At 42.9% G+C, this 21063-nt stretch carries 19 protein-coding genes and 1 pseudogene; 9 read left to right on the forward strand and 11 right to left on the reverse strand.

Going from position 1 to position 21063, the window contains the following annotated elements; translation table 11 throughout:
- Positions 1-44 precede the first annotated feature (44 nt).
- Positions 45-1013, forward strand: coding sequence for a formylglycine-generating enzyme family protein (locus IPM71_06885; GenBank protein ID QQS52452.1), 969 nt, complete (start codon positions 45-47; stop codon positions 1011-1013).
- A gap of 442 nt (positions 1014-1455) precedes the next feature.
- Positions 1456-1866: an META domain-containing protein gene (locus tag IPM71_06890; protein QQS52453.1), complete on the forward strand. Its 411-nt coding sequence runs from the start codon at positions 1456-1458 to the stop codon at positions 1864-1866.
- A 109-nt stretch (positions 1867-1975) separates the two neighbouring features.
- Here IPM71_06890 and scpA read toward each other — a convergent pair whose 3' ends face one another.
- From scpA to prfB, 9 genes are all read right to left on the reverse strand, one after another.
- Positions 1976-4129 (reverse strand): methylmalonyl-CoA mutase, encoded by a 2154-nt coding sequence (gene scpA, locus IPM71_06895; GenBank protein ID QQS52454.1) that lies wholly within the window; start codon positions 4127-4129, stop codon positions 1976-1978.
- A 201-nt stretch (positions 4130-4330) separates the two neighbouring features.
- Positions 4331-4780: a hypothetical protein gene (locus tag IPM71_06900; GenBank protein QQS52455.1), complete on the reverse strand. Its 450-nt coding sequence runs from the start codon at positions 4778-4780 to the stop codon at positions 4331-4333.
- Positions 4777-4980, reverse strand: coding sequence for a hypothetical protein (locus IPM71_06905; protein QQS52456.1), 204 nt, complete (start codon positions 4978-4980; stop codon positions 4777-4779). Before IPM71_06905 ends, IPM71_06900 begins: the two co-directional genes overlap by 4 nt.
- Positions 4981-5167: 187 nt before the next feature.
- Positions 5168-5776: a hypothetical protein gene (locus tag IPM71_06910; protein ID QQS52457.1), complete on the reverse strand. Its 609-nt coding sequence runs from the start codon at positions 5774-5776 to the stop codon at positions 5168-5170.
- Between the two features lie 91 nt (positions 5777-5867).
- Positions 5868-7736 (reverse strand): methylmalonyl-CoA mutase small subunit, encoded by a 1869-nt coding sequence (locus tag IPM71_06915; GenBank protein ID QQS52458.1) that lies wholly within the window; start codon positions 7734-7736, stop codon positions 5868-5870.
- A gap of 75 nt (positions 7737-7811) precedes the next feature.
- Positions 7812-8513 carry an outer membrane beta-barrel protein gene (locus tag IPM71_06920; protein QQS52459.1) on the reverse strand — a complete coding sequence of 234 codons (702 nt, stop codon included), beginning with the start codon at positions 8511-8513 and terminating at the stop codon, positions 7812-7814.
- A gap of 233 nt (positions 8514-8746) precedes the next feature.
- On the reverse strand, positions 8747-10372 hold the full coding sequence (locus tag IPM71_06925) for a fumarate hydratase (protein ID QQS52460.1): 1626 nt from the start codon (positions 10370-10372) through the stop codon (positions 8747-8749).
- Between the two features lie 40 nt (positions 10373-10412).
- The gene (locus IPM71_06930; protein ID QQS52461.1) at positions 10413-10757 is read right to left on the reverse strand and encodes an arsenate reductase family protein; all 345 of its coding nucleotides are present in this window, start codon (positions 10755-10757) and stop codon (positions 10413-10415) included.
- Between the two features lie 18 nt (positions 10758-10775).
- A protein-coding gene (gene prfB, locus IPM71_06935; GenBank protein QQS52462.1) for a peptide chain release factor 2 occupies positions 10776-11877 on the reverse strand; the annotation gives its coding sequence in 2 pieces (ribosomal slippage) (positions 10776-11813 and positions 11815-11877; 1101 coding nt in all).
- Positions 11878-12085: 208 nt separating this feature from the next.
- Here prfB and IPM71_06940 point away from each other — a divergent pair.
- Complete coding sequence (locus tag IPM71_06940) at positions 12086-12319, forward strand: DUF433 domain-containing protein (GenBank protein QQS52463.1); 234 nt, start codon at positions 12086-12088, stop codon at positions 12317-12319.
- Positions 12319-12660, forward strand: a pseudogene (locus tag IPM71_06945) (DUF5615 family PIN-like protein). The gene IPM71_06940 and the pseudogene IPM71_06945 overlap by 1 nt, the downstream one beginning before the upstream one ends.
- Before the next feature lie 164 nt (positions 12661-12824).
- On the opposite strand, the gene dusB reads toward IPM71_06945, so the two are convergent.
- On the reverse strand, positions 12825-13838 hold the full coding sequence (dusB, locus tag IPM71_06950; GenBank protein QQS52464.1) for a tRNA dihydrouridine synthase DusB: 1014 nt from the start codon (positions 13836-13838) through the stop codon (positions 12825-12827).
- A 158-nt stretch (positions 13839-13996) separates the two neighbouring features.
- Between dusB and IPM71_06955 the strand changes: the two genes are divergently transcribed.
- Positions 13997-14899 carry a CPBP family intramembrane metalloprotease gene (locus tag IPM71_06955; protein ID QQS52465.1) on the forward strand — a complete coding sequence of 301 codons (903 nt, stop codon included), beginning with the start codon at positions 13997-13999 and terminating at the stop codon, positions 14897-14899.
- Here IPM71_06955 and IPM71_06960 read toward each other — a convergent pair.
- Positions 14896-15618: a hypothetical protein gene (locus IPM71_06960; protein QQS52466.1), complete on the reverse strand. Its 723-nt coding sequence runs from the start codon at positions 15616-15618 to the stop codon at positions 14896-14898. The two genes, IPM71_06955 and IPM71_06960, sit on opposite strands and share 4 nt — an antisense overlap.
- Before the next feature lie 285 nt (positions 15619-15903).
- Here IPM71_06960 and IPM71_06965 point away from each other — a divergent pair, with 285 nt between their 5' ends.
- The 4 genes from IPM71_06965 (at position 15904) to IPM71_06980 (ending at position 21059) form a co-directional block, all read left to right on the forward strand.
- Complete coding sequence (locus IPM71_06965; GenBank protein QQS52792.1) at positions 15904-17274, forward strand: aminopeptidase P family protein; 1371 nt, start codon at positions 15904-15906, stop codon at positions 17272-17274.
- A 260-nt stretch (positions 17275-17534) separates the two neighbouring features.
- On the forward strand, positions 17535-18755 hold the full coding sequence (locus IPM71_06970; GenBank protein QQS52467.1) for a response regulator: 1221 nt from the start codon (positions 17535-17537) through the stop codon (positions 18753-18755).
- Positions 18756-18777: 22 nt separating this feature from the next.
- Positions 18778-20517: a SpoIIE family protein phosphatase gene (locus tag IPM71_06975; GenBank protein ID QQS52468.1), complete on the forward strand. Its 1740-nt coding sequence runs from the start codon at positions 18778-18780 to the stop codon at positions 20515-20517.
- Complete coding sequence (locus tag IPM71_06980) at positions 20514-21059, forward strand: hypothetical protein (protein ID QQS52469.1); 546 nt, start codon at positions 20514-20516, stop codon at positions 21057-21059. Before IPM71_06975 ends, IPM71_06980 begins: the two co-directional genes overlap by 4 nt.
- Positions 21060-21063 lie beyond the last annotated feature (4 nt).

Raw genomic sequence — 21063 nt, forward strand, 5'->3', positions numbered from 1 at the left:
TAAATAAGAGAAATATAACCTTAAATTCAAGTATTAAAAAAAATATGAAAAAGCTTATCTTACTAATCATAGCATTTGCTTCCATTTCTATTGGAATTCAAGCCCAAAACGACACAATGTATGTAATAAAAAACGGAATTGTTGTTGGCAAGCACAATATAAAAACAGAGGTTGACAGCGTTATCTTTTACAAACCAAGCACCAATACATCGTCCATAAACATTGCGTGCGTAAACATTCCTGCCGGCACCTTTATCATGGGCAGCCCCGCAAGTGAAGTTAAACAGAAGGATGATGAAACACAACACCAGGTAACGTTGAGTACCTTTCGCATGAGCAAGTATGAAATAACCAATGCACAGTTTGCGGCTTTTTTGAATGCTAAAAACATAGGTGTCGATGGAAAATATGCTGCAGGTACTTACCCCACACAAGCCTTAATTTATGCCAGCGTTACTGGACACGACTGGGGTTTGCATTATAACACCAATAAATGGGTGCCAGTTGCAGGTTACGAAAACCACCCGGTAATATACGTAACATGGTACGGAGCAACCGAGTTTGCTACTTATGTAGGAGGTAAATTGCCCACCGAAGCACAGTGGGAATATGCTTGCCGTGCCGGCACCACCACCCCTTTTAATACAGGTAATTATTTAACCAACCTTCAAGCTGTCTACTTTTGGGATTATCCGTATACTGGTGGCCCCTACACTGAAACCAACAACAACCCAATGGAACCTTACGCAGTTGGTGGATACCCTGCAAATGCATGGGGCTTATTCGACATGCACGGTAATATGTTCGAATGGTGTAGCGATTGGTATGCGTTTTATCCAACAACAGCCCAAACCAACCCCACTGGTCCTACATCGGAACAGGGTTCAGGCCGTGTGAATCGTGGTGGTGGTTGGCACAGCACAGCTGGAAATTGTCGTTCGGCTGCTCGCTACAGTAATCCCCCTGAAGCAAAAGAAAGCATCATCGGGTTTCGTGTTGTCTACGTCCCCTAGTTTGCTGAGAATGCCACAAAAACAAAATAAACACTTACTCCGTTGTAACATTAGTGCTAAGTGTTAAGAGATTATATTTTTAAAAACCTAAAACGGATTGCCTTTGAACAATAAATACCAGCATACTAACTCAAGATAACAAGCAAACGGGGCTCAATGGTTTGCGAATCTTGCCTCTCGTTAACCATGTGTTTACCTTGCTTGGTATTCTCCCCGCCAATTTGTTTGGTCCGGTAGCGAAATAATATTGGCAACTATCTCCTGATAAGCTTGCCAAACCTTAGTCCTCAAACAATTAACAAAAACAATCTTTATCGCTACACCATGGAAATAGTAGGCTTCAAATTATAGTGGTGTCAACGAATACTTATTTGTTTTTAAACAGAATTTATACGCTATTAGAAAAAAGTGCCTACTTTTATTTTCTCTATAAAATAAAACTATGCGAATTTTTACGCTAATCTTTGTCCTGGTGTTAAGCCTGCAATGCACCAACAAAAAACTTCCGAAAGGCGAACCAACTCTCGAAGGAAGCTGGCAACTGGTTGAACTTACTGGATTTGAATATAGCCTGGAAGGGGCTAATGGCAATCCGGTTCTCATTGTGAAGCTCGATGCTAAAACCTACAATGGCCATACCGGTTGCAACAGCATGAGTGGTACCCTGCTCGATACCAAGTCGGGGATTAGGTTTTCCGATGCCCTGATGACCCGCATGGCCTGCAACGACGAAGGTCTCGAACAAGCTTATTTAATAGCCCTGAGAAGTTTTACATCTTATCGCTTCGAGGGCTCCAGACTAGTTTTGATGGACAATGACAAAACATTGGCTGTTTTTGAGCCTCGCAAATGAGTTGCTTTTTAAAACATTTATTTCTGAAATATTAAGAATTTTTCCTCTACAAAAAAACCGGCCACCCAATGGTGCCGGTTTTTAAATAATATTCAAAGCTTTTCTGCTTTTAACTGTTTGCTTCAATTAATATTTCCAGAATTTTAATAGCAGCTTCCGATACCGAGGTACCCGGACCGAAAATGGCCATTACGCCTGCATCGTAAAGAAACTGGTAATCCTGTGCCGGAATCACCCCGCCTGCAATAACCATAATATCTTCGCGGCCCAGTTTTTTCAGTTCTGCAATTACCTGTGGAACCAAAGTTTTATGCCCGGCTGCCAGCGACGATACGCCCAGTATATGCACATCGTTCTCTACTGCCTGACGTGCCGCTTCGGCTGGGGTCTGGAACAAAGGGCCAATATCCACATCGAAACCTATATCGGCATAGCCGGTCGATACCACTTTGGCGCCACGGTCGTGACCGTCCTGTCCCATTTTAGCTACCATTATGCGGGGCTGACGGCCTTCCATTTTGGCAAATTTTTCGCAAAGCTCACGGGCCTTGGCAAAACTCTTGTCGTCAGCAGATTCTGACGAGTAAACTCCATTAATCGATCGTATCACGGCTTTGTATCTTCCTGAAATTTCTTCTATGGCATCGGATATCTCTCCAAGGGTAGCCCTGTTTTTGGCGGCTTCGATGGAAAGCTCAAGCAGGTTGCCTTTCCCGCTGCGGGCAGCCTCTGTAATTTTGGTAAGCGAAAGTTTTACGGCCTGGTTATCGCGCTCCTTTTTTAACAGCTTTAAACGGGCAATCTGCGATTCGCGCACTGCGGTGTTATCCACTTCGAGAATATCGAGTGGAGCTTCTTTGTCGAGCCTGTATTTATTGACCCCTACTATGGTGTCGAGCTTCGAGTCGATACGGGCTTGCTTGCGGGCAGCAGCCTCCTCGATACGCATTTTGGGTATGCCTGTTTCAATGGCCTTGGACATACCTCCCAGCTCTTCCACTTCCTCAATTAAGGCCCATGCTTTTTGCACAAGCTCGTGTGTGAGCGACTCAACATAGTACGAACCTGCCCAGGGATCGACCGAGCGGCATATTTGTGTTTCTTCCTGCAAATAAATCTGGGTGTTACGGGCAATGCGTGCCGAAAAATCGGTGGGTAGTGCAATAGCCTCGTCCAGTGCATTTGTATGGAGCGATTGGGTGTGGCCCAGTGCGGCAGCCATGGCTTCGATGCAGGTGCGGGCAATATTGTTGAACGGATCCTGCTCGGTAAGCGACCAGCCCGATGTTTGCGAGTGTGTGCGCAAAGCCAGAGATTTGGGATTTTTTGGGTTGAACTTATTCACAATTTTGGCCCAAAGCAAGCGACCTGCCCGCATTTTGGCTATTTCCATAAAGTGGTTCATACCCACAGCCCAGAAAAACGAGAGTCGTGGAGCAAAGGCATCGATGTCGAGCCCGGATTTTACTCCTGTGCGCAAATAGTCGAGCCCATCGGCCAGGGTGTATGCCAGCTCAATGTCGGCAGTGGCTCCGGCTTCCTGCATATGGTAACCCGATATGCTGATGGAATTAAACTTGGGCATTTTTTGCGAAGTAAATTCAAAAATATCGGCAATAATGCGCATCGACATCTCCGGAGGATAGATGTAGGTGTTACGCACCATAAATTCTTTTAGAATATCGTTCTGTATGGTACCACTAAGCTCTTCGAGTTTGGCACCATGTTCCAGTCCGGCTACAATGTAAAAGGCCAGAATGGGCAAAACAGCTCCGTTCATAGTCATGGATACCGACATCTTGTTCAGGGGAATCTGGTCGAACAAAATTTTCATGTCGAGTATCGAATCGATGGCTACTCCGGCTTTGCCTACATCACCCACCACCCTTTCGTGGTCCGAATCGTACCCGCGATGGGTAGCCAGGTCAAAGGCCACGGAAAGACCTTTTTGGCCGGCAGCCAGGTTGCGGCGGTAAAAGGCATTCGACTCCTCGGCTGTAGAAAATCCGGCATACTGCCTGATGGTCCACGGCTGCATCACATACATGCTCGAATAGGGGCCACGCAAATAGGGCGCAAGTCCGGCAGCATAATTCAGATGCTCCATCTCGAGCAAATCGTTTTCGGTATACACCGATTTTACCTTAATCTGCTCGGGGGTTACCCAGTTCTTTTCGATGCGATGTTGTTTTTCCCACTCAGCAGCCGACAGTCTGGAGGCAGCAACGCTCTTTAGTTCTATTTTTGAAAAATCTGGTTTCATTAAAATATTTTTTTTAATAAATCATTTTCATACAACCATTCCATGGTATGGTGTCGTGCGGGATTACGTGGTGATTATTTAGCTCGGTATACGAAAGTAGGAGCGAGCTACAACCGACGACAAAGGAGGAGCTCAGCGTAGCTAAACCTACGCGCCCTAATGAGCCACGTTTGCTCGGTATCGTGTGTTGTGGAGCAATATTTATTTATTTTCTAATTTATTACGAAGTTTTACCATATCCTCAGTCATTAGGACTTTTTCATAACCTAAAGATTTTAATCCATTGAAAAGTGGTTTGTCACCAGTCCAAAGAATTGATTCTTGATATTCATTTAGTGCTACGAAAGCAATATCATTCACGTCAATGTCTTTAACAAGTTCAAATGCAAGTAATCTAAAAGATCTTGGTATTTGCTCTACATTAATAAATGAAATGCTTCTATATACAAGCCTCTGTGATTCAAATAAATCACGTTCAGGTAATTTTGATGCTTTCTTCAACTTATCCCAATGATTATCGATTTCAGTTAATAAAAAGTGACAACTCCAAAACTGAAATGTATCGTTGGAATTTAAAATCAGATCTCCAATTATACTCTTTGTATTTAGTATAGCACTGAATGCAATATTGGTATCAACAATAATCTTCATTTGAGAAAGGTGTCCTTATTTTTTTCCCACCAATCCCGGTTCACATCAGCAGCAAGCTTATCAACAAATTCTTGAGTTGCTTTTGATTTTGATGTTACTTCTTGATACCGAATGTAATCAATAATCCGCTGTGCACCTTCGACATCAACTGAACTTGGTATTCTTATCAAGATTTCTTTATCTGTCCTTTCAATTATCATATCATTGACTTTTTTGCAAATTTACAAAATTCAAGGCAAAGTATATAGTTTAAGTTTTGCTACACAACGGCCGGCGGTATGAGGTCGTGGCGGATTACGGAGCGAATACTTATCAAGGTACACCAAATGTAAATGCGAGTGATAACCTTTGCACCCGGAAAACCCCGCCATGCCTTATGACCGCTTGTTAGCGGTTGTTTTTTATTTTATCATCATTAATCTCTAATAATTTTTTTTCAGTTGCTGTCAATAAATCTGGATATTGAATCTGATATTTCAATTTATCAACCTGCAAGAAATTCCCAGCTTTGAACTCAATCCTAATTTGGTCAATTATTCTTTGGTCGCCAGAATAAATCTTTTTATCAGAATTATTTTTAGAATCTCGTATTTTATTTAAATCTATGATTTTGTCAGAAGCTTTCTGTCTAAAAATGATGGCGTTATTCTCAGTAAAGTCATTTAATAAATCCTTTAAATCAATCAATAGACAACGAAATGCATCTAATGGGTCGTCCGAAAAATTGGGATATTTATTTTGACCATGCTTATCAACTAAATCAATATAATCCTCATGTGATAAAATCAAGTCATTAATCTTATATGACACAAGTCCCAATGACCAACGAAAATGAAGGTCAATCGTTTTATCTTCATTGATAAATTGTCCATGTGCGAAATCTCCACCAGAACCATGTCCAGTCTCAATTAGCTTAAATTTAAAATCCAACGAGCTTAAATAAGTCGAAAGAATCTCAGCTCCATTTATTAATAGTTGTTCTGGTTTTAAATTCATTTAATCTTTGTCAATAAATTATATGCTCTGGTCGTCTTAAAATAACCGCTAACTTGGCGATATCAGGATCATATCCAGATTAGCCAAGCAGCTAATTAATTCCTAATTTCTTGTGATAGCCCTGGAGTGTTTCCAATACATTCGATTTTACATGAATAAAATCATCTATGCCTTTAGCTTTTAGCTCGTCCATGCATGCGGGTGCACCTGCCACCACCACAATGGCTTTGCTGCCAACAAGTTGTTTTACTTCCGGCACCAGGGCTGCATATTCATCGTCGTGGCTGCAAACCACTACGATATCGGCTTTAGCCTGCTGAGCAGCTTTTACGCCAGCTTCAGCGGTTTCGAAACCAAGGTTGTCTATTACCTCATAACCGGCGCAGGAAAAGAAGTTGCAGGCAAAAGTAGCCCTTGCTTTACGGAAAGTGAGGTTACCATAAGTAAGCATAAAGGCTTTTGGCTTTTTGCCACTTTTTTCGGTAGCCAGCCTAAGTGCTTCAAAGCTTTCGGCAGCGCGAAATTTGCGAATGGTTTTCACTTCATTTCCTTCTGGCTGATTGCCCTTGAACAGAATCTGGCCATCGATTTGAGTGGAAACCTCTTCGTGTAGGGCGGCATATTGATTGGTACCCAGTAATACTTCTCTGCGGGTAGCTATATTCGAAACTCTTTTAGCTGCAGTGGCTTCAATATCTTTTTGAATGGTGCCCTCTTTAAGATTTTTCAGGTATCCGCCTTTGGCATCGAGTTCAAGCATGCTTTTCCATGCCTGTTCGATCAGTGAATCGGTAAGGTTTTCGATGTAATACGAACCCGCCGAAGGATCGGCAATTTTATCGAAATACGATTCTTCTTTCAGTATTATTTGAATGTTACGGGCTATGCGTTCCGAAAATTCTTCCGGCTTCTTGAAAACCTGGTCGAAAGGTTTTACTACCAGGGCGTTGGTCCCTCCCAACACGGCGGCCATGGCTTCGGTAGTGGCACGCAATACGTTCACATAGGGATCGTAAATGGTATTCTGAAAATTCGAGGTGTAGGAATGAATAAAAATTGGTCTTTGTACACCATAGGCTTCGAAAAGTTTACTGAACAGATGGCGGGCTGCGCGTACCTTGGCAATTTCCATAAAATAATTGGTGCTAATGCCCAAATTGAGCTGCATGTGACGTGCCGCCAGATCAGGATCGAGGCCGGCTTCGCTCATAAGGGTTAAGTACTCACCAGCCATGGAAAGACTGTAAGCCAGTTCCTGCACCACCGAAGCTCCGGCATCGGTAAAATGATGCCCATTGATGGAAAGTACCCTGAAATTCGGAAGATTGCCCGATGCAAAGCTCAGGGTTTCTTTCAACCGGATAAAGTCGGCCTTTTCATCGACACCCCAGGCCCCTTTCACGGTGAGGTAGCCCAATGGATCAAAACAGGCGGCACCCCTTATTTCAACTGGATTTAGTTTTCGGCTCACTACAATCTCACTCAGGTATTTTACCATTTCAGGAGTGTTGTGTCCGCTTTTAAAATAGAGACCAATACATTGTATTTCAATTCCCTTTAAAAGGGAATCAAGCTCATTCGCATTGTTAATTTTCGAAGCTCCTTTTTTGCAACCTGAGGCAAAGCCAAGAGCAGTAACTCCTCGATTTAAAACAAAAAGAGCCATTTCGTTGGCCTTCTTCAATTGGTCTACCTCAAGGTCCTGACGAATTTCCCAGTTGTTGTCGGCACTCAACCCACGGGTGTAAGGAAATTCACCTGGAAGTACCTGCAAGTATTCCTTGCCCGCAAGGTCTTCGCTCCTGTAATAGGGACGAACCTTAAACCCTTCGAGGGTATTCCAAACCAGTTTCTTTTCGTAATCGGCTCCCTTCAGGTCTTCCTGAATTTTTGCCTCCCATTGCGAAGTGGTAATGGGGGGAAATTCATTTAAAAGCTTCTTATTTCTATTATTCGCCATAATCAAAAATGTTTTTATCTCCTTCAAATCAACTTATATTCAACTGCAAAATCCGACTTTTTCTTACTCTTTCAACTAAAGTATGTAGACCAGTCCAATGGAAGCATTCACAATCTGGATACGTCTGGTAAATTCAGCATTTTCGATTTCAGAACCGTTTGTTTGCTCCCGCCCCTTTACCGAACCTTTCGAGCTGGTTTCGAGATAACTTGCCGATAATCGTAAGCCAGTAGTTTCGTTGATATGAATTTGCAGGCTTGCCCCAGTTTCGAAGCCAAAACGAAGCTTTTGCGATGATACGGTGGTATATTCAGGGTTTCCATCGATAATGGCTGTGAGTTCGAGTTTTGGGGGAGTTACAATGTGCATGCCTGGAAAAAAATAAAAATCGAACACAAAACGACCTGCCGGCAACGAAAACTGAGGCCCAACTCCAAGGGACACGATACTCCAAAACCCAAGGTTCGATTGGGTAATAGAATCGAGGGTTCCGTCGGTAAGCACCTCCAATAAAGCATCCTGGATTTTTTCTTTGTTGAGTGCACTCTGGTTGAATTTAATGGCTCCACCCACACCTAAATAATTAATCAGGTAATAGGCTCCGGAATATTCTGCCATAAAACCATTAAGGGCAAACCCATCGCTGGATAGTGAAACAGTGCTGGCATAATCGCCCAGTGGCACACCAGCGCCAAATGAAAGAGCCATGTAATTATCCTGGGCTTGAAGCACGCAGGAAATGAAAATCAGAAAGAATGCAGTTTTCAGCTTTTTCATCCGCATAAAACTAATTTTTAAAGGTCGGATGTAACTCGCATGACTTTGCTCATACGTGTTTGCGTTTAGGTCAAGACATGCTCGTTTCATAATGTCTGTTTTTTGGTTTATATGGACTTCGGATTGTAAATGCCCTTGCACAGGGCAATGCATTTCTTTCCCCGATTAGATTGTCTAAAGGTAATTTTAATGTTTTTAAAAAAAATACTTTCCTGTTGTGAATTATTGTTGACTTAATTGGGTTTTATCATTTTAAAAAAATCGTTGCCTTTGTCATCCACAAGGATAAATGCAGGAAAGTCCACCACTTCGATTTTCCAGATGGCCTCCATGCCCAGCTCGGGATATTCGAGTACTTCTACCTTTTTTATGTTATTCTGCGCCAGGATGGCGGCTGGCCCACCAATGCTGCCGAGGTAGAAACCACCGTGCCTTTTACAGGCATCGGTAACTTCCTGGCTGCGATTACCCTTGGCAATCATTATTTTACTTCCTCCCATGGATTGAAATAGCTCAACATAAGAATCCATCCTTCCGGCAGTTGTAGGACCAAAGGAACCAGATGCCATACCTTTGGGAGTTTTGGCCGGCCCAGCGTAATAAATCGGATGATCTTTTATGTACTGTGGCAGATCCTGACCGGCATCAATGCGCTCTTTCAATTTGGAATGGGCAATATCGCGCCCCACCACTATGGTTCCGCTAAGTGACAAACGGGTTGCAACCGGATGTTTGCTCAATTCGGAAAGAATAGTGGCCATAGGCTGGTTAAGGTCAATTTTCACCACCTTCCCTTCTCCCTGGTTGCGCAATTCCTTAGGAATGTATTGGCCTGGGTTGTCTTCGAGTTTTTCGAGCCAGATTCCTTCCTTATTGATTTTACCTTTGATGTTACGGTCGGCTGAGCAGGAAACCCCCAGGCCAACCGGACAGGAAGCTCCGTGGCGGGGTAGGCGGATTATGCGCACGTCGTGAGCAAAATATTTTCCGCCAAACTGGGCCCCTATGCCTAATTTACTGGCTTCGCTAAGAATTACTTTTTCCAGTTCCACATCGCGAAATGCCTGGCCACCTTCATTACCTTTAGTCGGGAGATAATCGAGGTATTTGGCAGATGCCAGTTTTACTGTTTTCAGGTTTGCCTCCGCCGAGGTGCCCCCAACCACAAATACAAGGTGATATGGCGGACAGGCTGCAGTGCCCAGACTTCTCATTTTCTCCACCATAAACTTAACAAGACTTGTGGGGTTTAGGAGCGCCTTGGTTTCCTGATACAGGTATGTTTTGTTAGCCGAACCACCTCCTTTGGCAATGAACAAAAAATTGTACTCCTTACCGTGTGAAGCATAAAGGTCGATCTGAGCCGGAAGGTTGGTGCCGGTATTTTTTTCGGTGTACATGTCGAGCGGCACAACCTGGCTATAACGGAGGTTTTCTTCGGTATAGGTAGTGTAAATACCTTTCGAAAGGGACTCCTCGTCTTTTCCATCGGTAAACACCAGGTGCCCCTTTTTGCCAATGACAATGGCTGTACCAGTATCCTGGCAAAAGGGTAACACTCCTTTTGCGGCAATTTCGGCATTGCGCAACATGGTAAGCGCTACGTATTTGTCGTTCTCGCTTGCCTCTGGATCAGCCAGCACTTCGGCGACCTGCTTATGATGTGCTGCCCTTAGAAGAAAGGAACAATCGTGCATGGCAGTGCGGGCCAATAAGCTAAGTGCTTCGGGCTCTACCTTCAGAATTTCCTGTCCTTCCAATTCAGTCACAGAAACATAATCGGTTCCAAGGCAGTAATATTCGGTTGTATCCGGGCCAAGCGGGAAAGGATTGTGGTAGGAAAAAGCTGGTGTTGCCATGGCATTGTTATTTTTGATGGTTTTTTAAGTCAGTAATTTTTTATTTCAACAATATATCGGCCTTTTCGGGTGGCTGAGCCAGCACAGCACGATGCCGCCCGAGTAAAATAGGCCTTTGCAGAAGTTTCGGATTCTCCACAAGAATATTAATCCATTCTTCGTCGGTAAATTTCTTCCCTTTTAATTCTTTCCTGAAAAGTTCTTCCTGTGTGCGCACCAGGGCGTCAGGTTTCAGGTTCGACTTTAAGAGGATTTCCATAAGCGCTTCGCGGGTAAGACCTTCTTTCAGGTAATCGACAACTTGTATTTCAATGTCTTTTGATCTCAGGTAGGCCAGTCCATCGCGACTCGTTTTGCAACGTGGGTTATGGTATATTTTAATCATTGCCTGAAGAGTTGAATTTTAGGTGTTTTGTTTCTTTCGGCCAAATTGCATCAGGAAACCTTTGATAAACATGTTTATTTCTCCATCGAGGACAGCCTGGGTGTTTCCGCTTTCAAGTCCGGTACGCAAGTCTTTTACCAATTTATAAGGATGAAGCACGTAATTCCTTATTTGCGAACCCCATTCGATCTTCAGCTTGTTGCCTTCTATTTCGGCCTGTTTTTCCATACGCTTGCGAAGTTCCATTTCGTACAAATGAGAGCGCAGGATGCGCAAGGCATTTTCGCGGTTTTGAAGTTGCGAACGCGATTCGGTGTTTTCGACCGCAATTCCGGTAGGAAGGTGTCGTACCCTAACGCCTGTTTCTACTTTATTTACGTTCTGACCTCCGGCACCTCCGGAGCGAAATGTATCCCATTCGATGTCGGCCGGGCTAATCTGAATTTCGATGGTATCGTCAATGACTGGCGATACAAATACAGAGGCAAATGAAGTGTGTCGCCGGGCGTTGGAATCAAAAGGTGAAATACGTACCAGACGGTGAACTCCGTTTTCGCTTTTCAGATAGCCATAGGCATAATCGCCAGTAAATTCGAGTGTTACGGACTTGACGCCTGCCTCATCGCCGGCGAGATAACTTACTTCCTTTACTTTCATGCCGTTGCGCTCGCCCCAGCGAATGTACATGCGCATAAGCATTTCCGACCAGTCCTGGCTTTCGGTACCACCTGCCCCGGCATTGATTTTCAACAAAGCACCCAGGGCATCCTCCTCCTCGGCCATCATGTTTTTAAACTCGAGGTCTTCGACCAGTTCGAGCGTTATCCGGTAGGTTTCATCAAGTTCTGCTTCGCTGGATTCACCGGCATCACAAAATTCTTTAAGCACCTGCAAATCGTCAAGCAAGGAATGGATTTTATTGTAACCACTCACCCAGGCCTTTAGCTGAGAGATTTTCTTCATCTGCTCTTCGGCGGCCCTGGCATCATTCCAGAATTTCGGATCCTGGGTTTTGAGCTCTTCTTCGGCTATCTGGTGATTTTTTTTGTCGATGTCAAAGGTGCCTCCTCAACGCATCCCGGCGTTTTTCAAGCTCCTTCAATTGTTCAGTCGATATCATTTCTTGATTTGTCTTTATAAAAGAATGGTAAAATTAATAAATAAGCGCTATTGGAAAAGCCCGGCCATAAATAAAAAAACACACCGCATTCTTTGCTTATTAAAAGTGTGGGTATTTCGAAGTTGTGCACATCTATGATTCGCGCTCTACAATTAAGAATTATTGTTTTCTTATCACAGTATGATTAACTTTGTATAAAAATCAGCATATGGAATATCTAATAGATAGAATTACAGTCGATAGCGCTATTTGTGCTGGCAAGCCGACTATACGAGGAAAACGTATTACAGTACAAACTATTTTAGAATTTCTAAGTGCAGGAGATTCTAAAGAAGAAATTTTAAAACAATACCCTACACTTGAGCCGGAAGATATAAATGCATGTATTCGATTTGCAGCAGAATTAATGAATCACCAATATTCCGTAAAAGCAATCGCGTAATGGTTCAGTTTTTAATAGACGCAAATCTCTCATATTATTTTAGACTTTGGAATAATGATAGATTTATTCATCTATAAGATATCAATGATTCATGGAGTGATGAAAATGTATGGCAATACGCAAAGGAGAATAATCTAATAATTGTAACTAAAGACGCTGATTTTTCAACTAAGGTTCCATATAAAGGTGCACCACCAAAAGTTATTCATTTCAAATTTGGCAATTTAAAGATTAAGGATTTTCATTCTCTCATAACTAAAATATGGCCTGATATTGAGAATTTAATTCTTGAAAATAACCTCATAAATATCTACTTAGACAGGATTGAAATAATCAAGTAATTAGCTGTGCACAAAAAATGGTCTGCGAGCATGCGGGCATTGGTGGGTGGGCAAAGTTAGTGGCCCGTAAATGTAACTCATTGTACATTGATAGGTTATCGCCCCGAACTCCGCGTAAGTCTCGCTATCGTCAACCGGTTTTTTCAGGCGTAACTCGAACTTATTCAACCTTCGTATACGGTGGATTCAGAGGAAGCAGGAAGATGACCCCATGTTTGCTCGATGGTATCGAACAGGGAAAAGAGTTGTTCAATGTTCGATTCTGTGACAAGCTTCAGGCGGGTTTCTTTAAAATTGTCGAGCCCTTTAAAGTAGGTCGAAAGATGCCGGCGCATTTCCAGCACGCCTACCCTTTCGCCTTTTACTTCGAGCGACTTGCGAAAATGAATCCTTGCCAGGTCCACTTTTTCTTTCACGCTAAGTGGAATATGCTCCTCGCCGGTTTTCAAAAAGTGTTTGATGTCTCTGAATATCCAAGGCCTGCCTACAGCTCCACGCCCGATCATGATACCATCGACGCCATAACGGTCGAAATACTCTCTGGCCTTTTGAGCACTGACAATGTCGCCGTTACCAATTATGGGAATATGCATTCGGGGATTATTTTTCACGGCACCGATTAGCGTCCAGTCGGCTTCGCCTTTGTAGAGTTGAGCTCTTGTGCGCCCATGAATGGTGAGTGCCTGAACACCCACATCCTGCAGCCGCTCGGCAATTTCTACAATGTGTTTGCTTTCTTCGTCCCAGCCCAGACGGGTTTTTACGGTTACTGGCACATTCACTGCCTCTACAATTTGTTTGGTCATTTCTATCATTAAAGGAATGTTTCGCAACATGCCCGCCCCGGCTCCCCTTTTAGAGATTTTGGTAACCGGACAACCAAAATTGATGTCGATTACATCTGGTTTTGCACGGTCCACTATCCGTGCCGACTCCACCATAGGCTCCAACAAATGACCATAGATCTGAATGCCAATGGGTCGTTCATAGTCGAAAATCTCAAGTTTCTTCAGGCATTTTGCTGCATCGCGAATTAATCCGTCGGACGATACAAATTCGGTAAACAACATATCGGCCCCGAAGTGTTTGCACACATACCGAAACGATGCATCGGTCACATCCTCCATCGGTGCAAGGAACAAGGGTTTTTCGCTTAAGTCAATGTGTTTGATTTTCAATGTTGCTTATTTTAGAAATTGGGATTCCGCAGCCTACCAGAAATATAAACATGCAAAGGGCCCTGTGTTATAATATATTCGACCAAAGAAGCAAATTAAGCCTCACTTATCCGGTACTTTTTATTTAAATTAGCCAGCAAAAATAATAAAAACCTGTTATGCCATATCTGAATTTCAATTCATCCAGTTCCTGGCTTAAGCTTGTCATCGCTTTTCTTTCGATACTTACGATTGGTATTATCGTTTGGTTTGCAGGTTTTATGTTGTCACGCATCTTTTTTCAGTTCGATGTGCATGCTTCAAACGAAATCCTTCATGGCCGCACTTCGCAACTCTCACTGACTCAAATAAAGTATTTTCAATTTATGCGAATACTTGGTTTTTACATTCTTCCGGGCTTGTTTCTGGGCTGGATTTTATCGACTCCTGAGAAATTTTACATTCCTCACCTTCAAAAACCAAAGCTTGTAAGCCTTTTACTGATGATACTGTGTGTGTTAGCAGCAATACCTCTTTTGTGGTGGCTTAGCGGAATAAGCCTTGATCTTGCACCCAATCATGCCAGCCTGCAAAACAACGATGGCATGAATGTGTTGAATCGTTTATCGCCAGCAATACTTTTAGGAAATGGCACCGGCACTTTTTTGATGAATCTTCTCTTATTTGCGGTTTTGCAGGTAATAGGCGAGGAATTAATTTTCAGAGGTGTGTTGCAAAAGGTGTTTCTTGAAATTACCCACCAGAATGTTCCCTCGGTAGTTTTAACTGCTTTACTCTTTGGTATTTTTGGTTGGCAACCGGCAGGCTTTATCCCAGGATTTTTCGCGGGGCTTATGTTTGGGTTTATCCTCGTCTGGAGTGGCAATATCTGGCTGCCAATTGCAGCTCATTTTATACTGAAGACCTTGTTAGTAGTAGTATCGTATTTTAATCCACAGGCTGAAAATATCCCCGATGGTAATTTATTGGAGATTTCGACCCCTGTGTTACTTGTTGCCTTTTCTTTGTTGATAGCAGTGATGTTCTTTTTCAGACGATACGAGAAAAAGGTGCTTAATTAGTAGCGCATATTTTCATCGACTTCCGCTTTTTCCAACTCACTTTTTCTGAATACATACACTAAGCCGTATTTTTCTGCACTGATCCGCCTATCGGCATCGGGCAGGTTACTGTAGTGTTCTTCCACCTCGTTCCAAACCTTTAAAATAATTTCGTCTGCAGAGGTTCGCATGGCTGCAAGGTTTTCGAGGCAACGCTGATGGTTTTTCTGTAGGGTTTTCTGAAATTTCATGGCATCAATAAATTGCTCGTAACGCACTTTCACCACAGCAATTGTTGGATTGGTAACCGGGCTTTTTCCTTGCTTTTTTCTCTCTTCTTCGCCATCAATAATCCAACGTCCCCATTCCATTAATTCTGCTTCTGTCTGAAGGGTGGGTGTTTTCTTTTCGTCCTCGTCAAGCTTGTAAAAATTTCGTTCACTCACAGGAAGTTCGCCACGCATTATTGCCATGTTTACTACCTGAATAAAGTGAGAAACGTAGAGCTTCGCCTTTTTCATTGTGCGTGTATAGTCCTTGCTTTTCTCTACTTGTTTTTCAAAAGACTGACGTGTTTCGAGCAATGCTTTTTCAAAAGAAGGCAAAAAGGACTGCACGCGCTGAAAAGTACTTTGTGAAAAAGCCAATTTAAAGGGTGGATTCTCACGCGCAAGCTGGAAAGCTATTTTCAGTGCTTTGAGGCGTGCTGAATCGGTATTGGGCAATCGACGATACGGCATTGCAACACGGTTTAATGAATATCTAATAAAAAGGCAGATACGAATATAGCAATCGATTAGAAAAAAACAATACATTCGTACACTTTTTTATCAATACTAAATTTTGATTTTCAGATTTTTAGCCTGCATCAAGGGTTTACGGTCATTCATTATTTGAAAAAATATTTACACCGTCGTGACGTTAGGCGCTAAATTTTATGTTTCCAGGCAATTCTTGGCTCCTTCATTTTTTATTTAATGCAAATAAAGTATCTTCAATACCTTGAAATTAAACCATAAGCCATGATGTTTTCTCCTGAAACTTACCGAAACCGTCGCCAGCTGCTTTTAAGCAGCCTGCACAACGGACTTATTCTGATAATGGGCAACATCCACAGCCCGCGCAACTATAAAGGCAACACCTATCCATTCAGGCAAGACAGTAACTTTCTGTACTTTGCCGGTATCGACTTGCCCGGACTGGCTCTCACCATCGATGCCCAATCAGGCAAGGCCACTCTTTATGGCGATGACCTTAGCTTAGAAGATACTATCTGGACAGGCCCTCAACCAGGCCTTGCCGAATGGGCCTCACGGTCTGGTATCGAACAGGTAAAATCAAGCAAGGAGCTTTTAACAGCGATAAAAAAAACGAGCCACATTCATTTTCTGCCTGCCTACCCATTCGAAAGAAAACTTTTCCTTTCTGAAGTGATGGCTTTGCCGGTTTCAGAATTGGCCAACAGACATTCAATTCCCCTTATTGAAGCCATTGTACAACAAAGAAGCATTAAATCGGAAGAAGAAGTTGCTCAGATAGAAGATGCCCTTAACCGCGCCACAGGAAAATTACATGTAGAAGCCATGCGAATGGCCAATGCCGGCATATATGAATATGAAATAGCCGGACAAATTGAGAGTACCATGTTGCGTAACAATTGCACTCCTGCCTATGGAATCATTTGCTCGGTAAGGGGCGAAGTACTGCACAACGAATATTACCACAATAAACTTGAGACCGGACAAATGTTGCTCATTGATGCAGGTGCCGAAAACGCCATGCATTATGCATCCGACCTTACGCGTACCGTGCCGGTAGGTCGCCGGTTTAGTTCGCGGCAAAAAGCAATCTACACCATAGTTTTAAATGCGCTAAACCAGTCGATTGCGGCAATCAGACCAGGAGTACCTTACCGCGAAATTCATTTGCAAGCTGCAAGAATCATCGCTACTGGCCTAAAAGAAGCCGGACTTATGAAAGGTGACATAAACGAAGCAGTGGCCCAAGGTGCACATGCACTCTTCTTCCCTCACGGTTTAGGGCATATGATGGGCTTAGATGTACATGACATGGAAGACCTTGGTGAAAATTATGTAGGTTACGACGCTACTGTGCAAAGAAGTAGTCAGTTTGGTACCGCCTACCTACGCTTGGCCAGAACCTTGCAAACAGGTTTTACTCTTACCGTGGAGCCTGGTATTTATTTTATTCCAACCTTGATAAAAATGTGGAAAAACGAGAAAAAGTTCGAGGCATTTATCAATTACATTGAAGTGGAAAAGTACCTCGATTTTGGTGGCATAAGGATAGAAGACAATGTGCTGGTTACAGAACAAGCTGGCAGAATTCTGGGTAAACCAGTGCCAAAATCGATCGAAGAAATTGAATCTCTTTAGTTGCATGTTCAAATCGGATAAAGCTCCCCACAGCAAGCTGATGGGGTATCTGCAAAGAATTTTATTTTATTCGACTCAAGAGGCAGGGTATTTACCCGCGTACCCGCTTTTAGTCCCGATGTAAATAGGGATTCGATTATAAAATTTCATTTCGTGAACTCATGAAATTTAAGTCTCACGAATAAATAATTTCTTAGGGCCTGTAACAAATTTTACAGAATTATTGTATATTGAATCTCCATTGCTAACAATAGCAATTTATGAACTCAAATTATAAAATACTTCTTGCCGACGATTCTGAATCGTATTTGCGTATCATTCAGCAGATTTTTGAAATTATTGGCGAAAAATACGAGCTGATTTTTGCACATGATGGCAAGGAAGCCTGTAACCTGGCATTGCTGCACAAGCCTGATTTACTTATTTTCGATATTATTATGCCTGAAATGAATGGCATTGAGGCTTCGAAATTCATTCGCGAAAACGAAGAAACCAAAGACATACCCATCATTCTTCTTTCAGCAACCGAAAGCCTTAAAGCAGCTTACGAAATAGGAGCAAACGACTTTATCTCGAAACCCTTTAACCAATACGAACTACTCATAAAAGTCCGATCGGCCCTTAACCTGGTGGGTAAAATAAAAACTATTGGTGAACAAAAAGCCGTAATCGAAAAAAAACATCAGGAATTAATCCGGCAGAACGAAATTATCACCGAGCAACAAAACGATATTTTAGGCGACATCCGCTATTCGAAACGGATACAAAACAGCGTATTGCCTACTCAGGAATTACTTCAAGAAATTATTCCGGATCATTTTATACTTAACCTCCCCCGCAACATTGTCAGTGGCGATTTTTACTGGGTTGGCCGGCATCACGACCACAGGGCTATTGCTGTAGCCGATTGCACAGGACACGGTATATCAGGAGCGCTTATGACAATGGCCGGTATGGCTTTCCTAAACGACATCATGGGTAAACCAACCCACCTGATGGCGCACGAAGTGCTCTTCGAACTGCGCAAAATGATTATGCACCTGCTGAAACAAAAAGGCAACGATGGGGAAGCCAGCGATGGCATGGATATAAGCCTTACACTGGTAAGGCCTGATAACAAAAAAATGTACTTTGCCGGGGCCAACAATCCTGTTTATATTGTGCGCAATGGACAATTGGAAGTAATTAAGGGCGACCGCATGCCTATAGGCATTCATCTCAACTTCGAACGCCCTTTTACTCTAGTAGAAATTGATATTGAACCAGGCGATATGGTATACCTTTTCTCCGATGGTTTTGCCGATCAGTTTGGAGGGCCACACAACAAGAAATTCCGTTACCAGGCCTTTCAGAATTTATTGTTCGAGATACACCAAAAACCGCTGGAAATACAAAAAAGCATACTCGAAAAAACCATAATCGAATGGAAAGGTCACCATCTCCAGGTCGATGACATGATGGTGCTTGGATATAAAATTTAGTCCTAAAAACCCAACTCACAAAATGGTCAGAATACTCCAAATCCCACTCATTCTTATTGTGTTTCTGTTCGGAACCAACCTTTTCACGCTGGCCCAAACCCTCGATGTAAAAGAAAACGATGCCCAGGCCAAACAGTACCTCGATCAAGGAAACAAATCAGAAGCAGCCCGTTTATACAACCAGTCGGCCTTTTATTACCGGAGCAACGGACAAATGGCAAAGGCTATTGAATATTATCTGATTGTACTCGATCTCAATACTGGCTTAAACAACCGTGTTGGGCAAATGCTAACCCACAGCAACCTTTCGATGCTTTACATTGAAACAGAACAATACGAACAGGCTCTGAAACATCTAAATGCCGAACTGAAATTCAGAGAGCAGTCGAAAAAACTTCCCGAGATATTGCCTGTATTGCTTACCATTGCCAATGTGCAATCTGAACTAAAGCTTAACGCCGATGCCCTTGCAACCACCGAAAGATCCATTGAAATTGCCAAAGAAATAAACGACCTAACCCTGATCAAGCGTGCCTACGGGGTAGCCTATGATGTATATACCAAAGCAGGAAAACAAGATCAGGCCCAAGCCTATTTCGAACTTTATTCTGCCATCGACAAAAAAATTAAGGAAGACCAGATGGCCAATGTGCAATCTAGTGCCCAGCAACAAGTGAGCGAAGCCTACACAGCTAAGGCGGCTACCGAAAAAGAGTTAAACGTTACCAGCCAGGAACTTCAAAAAACAGTTGGGGACCTTCAGGAAGCCGAGCGGATAAAGCTGCAACAGGAAATGGAGCTAAATCTTCAGCAGGCACTCATCAATGAGCAAGATGCCAATCTTCGCCTCGAAAGGGTGCGCAAGCGTTTCTGGGCATTTGGTTTTGGCGTAGCGCTTGTCTTTGTCTTTGTGCTGGCTTTCCTGGTTTTAAAAATTATTTCGGCCAATAAAAAAATCGAACTTCAACGCCAGCGCCTCGAAAAACAAAACAAAGAAATCAAATCGAGTATCTATTATGCCGAAACCATTCAAAAGGCTTTGCTGCCCGACCTCAAGGAAATCAGCAGCTTTGGCGATGGCTTTGTCATCTACCGTCCGAAAGACATCGTTTCTGGTGACTTCTATTGGTTTGTGAAGGTTTCGGAAACACGAATGTTCCTTTCGGTAGTAGACTGCACCGGACATGGCGTTCCAGGTGCCTTTATGTCGATGATAGGCATTCGGATTTTGAGCGAGATTGTAGTGAAAATGAAAATCGACTCACCCGCTTCCATTCTCGAACACTTGAACGAGATGGTACGCAATGCCCTTCGTCAGGAACAAACCGATAATAATGATGGAATGGACCTTGCCGTAATCCGTCTCGACAGGCAACCCGACAATTCAACCCTGGTTACTTACTCGGGAGCCAAAAGGCCTCTGTACATCGGCTACAATTCCAACAATGAACTTGACAGCCTAAGGCCCGACCGTAAATCGATAGGTGGACATCAACCAGCCAAACGATTTATCGATTTTGCCGACCAAACCGTAAAACTTGGAAAAGACGATGTATTGTACCTCTTTACTGATGGTATAGTAGACCAGAACGACCCTTTCCGTAAAAAGTTTGGTAGTGCCCGACTCGAAAACCTGCTCAAATCAATTATTGGAGAAGAGGCCAATAAACAAAAGAGCATTATGGAAGAAAAGATCGACCTTTTTATGCGCGATGAGGCTCAACGAGATGATATCGCCATATTAGGCTTTAAATTAAAATGAAAGGAATGTTTGTGAATGCACCCAATTATAGCAATGTAATTGCTTATCACGGCCCGATAAGCATCAACCTGACTGCTTTTGTAGGAAACTACATGAAGGATACGCTTGCGGCAGACCAACAGGTGGTTACACGGATTTTTAAAGTGTTTATAGAACTCGTACAAAATATTTCGAATTATTCGGTTCAGGTGAATCAAACTTTACTCACTAACCGCCAGAGCAGAAATGGCATCGGATGGTTTTCGATTGACGAAAATGAAAATGTATACCTGATCTCGACCGGCAACATGATTAACAAAGAGCATGGTCCAATTCTACAAAAAAACTGTGCACACATCAATCAGCTCAGCGAACAGGAACTTCGTGAACTGAAACGCGAAACACGCAAACAATCAAGCATACGCGATGTAGGTGCTCATATTGGACTTATTCATACAGGCCTTATCACCAATAACCCTCTCACCATCGATATAAGCCCTGTAGATGAGCAGCACTCGTTCTTTAAAATTACTGCCCAGGTGAATAAAATAATTAATAATTAAATAC

It is taken from the genome of Bacteroidota bacterium (assembly GCA_016699695.1).
GTDB lineage: Bacteria > Bacteroidota > Bacteroidia > Bacteroidales > UBA10428 > UBA10428.